This is a genomic window from Thiolapillus sp., from assembly GCF_048562965.1.
Lineage (GTDB): Bacteria > Pseudomonadota > Gammaproteobacteria > Chromatiales > Chromatiaceae > Thiolapillus > Thiolapillus brandeum_A.
This window is the reverse complement of the sequence record NZ_JBHNMF010000767.1, coordinates 1-1,402: the sequence shown is the minus strand read 5'-3', so window position 1 is coordinate 1,402 and position 1,402 is coordinate 1. Positions and strand designations below refer to the sequence as shown.

The following is a 1,402-nucleotide window of genomic DNA, read 5'->3' as shown; positions in this document are numbered from 1 at the left end:
CTATATATTAAACATAGGCGCTGAAGGAGGCACTATCAAGATAAACTCAGTTTTTACTTCGCGCCAGCAATCCCAGTACCAGGCCGGCCAGTACCAGTACGCCGCCTACCAGGGCCGTCTTAATGGCGATGGTCTTGAGCAAGTCCAGGGAAAGCATGTCCAGTACATACAGAATTGCCGCCCCGGCGATGATCATCACCACGATGGCGACAATGATCTTGAGACTGGCCGCCATGCCCCAGCCGGGTTCGGGTGAATCGTTGAAGTCTTGTGTCATGCACTTTCTCCTTGCAGGGCGGGAACGGGCAACCCCTTGGCCGTGTAGAAATCTTCGCGGAAAGCGGCCAGCCTGTCGGCAGTAATGGCCTCGCGCAGATCCGCCATGAGTTTCTGATAATAGTACAGATTATGGATGGTATTCAGGCGCGCGCCCAGTATTTCATTGCAGCGCTGAAGATGCCTCAGGTAGGCGCGGCTGTAGTTGGTGCAGGTATAACAGTCGCAGTGAGGATCGACCGGACCGGTATCCATGGCATGGCAGGCATTGCGGATGCGCACCACGCCTTCATGGATGAACAGATGGCCGTTGCGGGCGTTGCGTGTGGGCATGACACAATCGAACATGTCGATGCCCCGGCTGACCGCTTCGACGATATCTTCTGGCGTACCCACGCCCATGAGATAGCGGGGTTTGTCCGCCGGTAGCCTGCCGGCAAGGTAGTCCAGCACCCGCCAGCGGTCTTCCGGCGGCTCGCCGACAGACAGTCCACCCACGGCATAGCCGTCGAAGCCGATCTCCATCAGTCCGTCCAGTGAACGCTGACGCAGGTCGGTGTAGATCCCTCCCTGAACGATACCAAACAGCGCTGCCGGATTATCGCCGTGGGCTTCTTTGCTGCGCATGGCCCAGCGCAGGGACAGCTCCATGGAAATGCGCGCTTCATCTTCTGTGGCGGGATAAGGCGTGCATTCGTCGAAGATCATCACGATATCCGACCCCAGCTCCCGCTGAATGGCCATGGACTCTTCCGGCCCCATAAACACCCTGGCCCCGTTCACGGGGGAGCGGAAATGCACGCCCTCTTCGGTGATCTTGCGCATCTCCCCCAGGCTATAGACCTGGAAGCCGCCGGAGTCGGTAAGGATGGGCCGCTGCCAGTGGGTGAAATCATGCAGATCGCCGTGAGCCCTGATGACCCCGGTTCCCGGGCGCAGCCACAGATGGAAAGTATTGCCGAGAATGATCTGGGCACCCATGCCTTCCAGTTCTTCCGGCGTCATGGCCTTGACCGTGCCGTAAGTACCCACGGGCATGAAAGCCGGTGTATCGATATTGCCCCGCTCAAACTGCAGCTGTCCCTGCCGCCCCGAGGCGGAGGTCTGATTCAACTTAAAATTCAAC

Annotated in this window: 2 protein-coding genes; both read right to left on the bottom strand. The window is 58.5% G+C overall.

From position 1 onward, the window contains the following. Window positions 1-46: 46 nt before the first annotated feature. Window positions 47-277 carry a hypothetical protein gene (locus ACOCD2_RS19925; RefSeq protein WP_293645842.1) on the bottom strand — a complete coding sequence of 77 codons (231 nt, stop codon included), beginning with the start codon at window positions 275-277 and terminating at the stop codon, window positions 47-49. Next, window positions 274-1,401, bottom strand: a complete 1,128-nt coding sequence (gene tgt / locus ACOCD2_RS19920; RefSeq protein WP_293645840.1) for a tRNA guanosine(34) transglycosylase Tgt — start codon at window positions 1,399-1,401, stop codon at window positions 274-276. The genes ACOCD2_RS19925 and tgt overlap by 4 nt, the downstream gene beginning before the upstream one ends. Between the last annotated feature and the right edge of the window lies 1 nt (window position 1,402).

What these genes read in the sequence shown, in the direction of transcription:
- ACOCD2_RS19925 (WP_293645842.1), bottom strand. Translation starts at nt 277, where the DNA reads ATGACACAAGACTTCAACGATTCACCCGAACCCGGCTGGGGCATGGCG.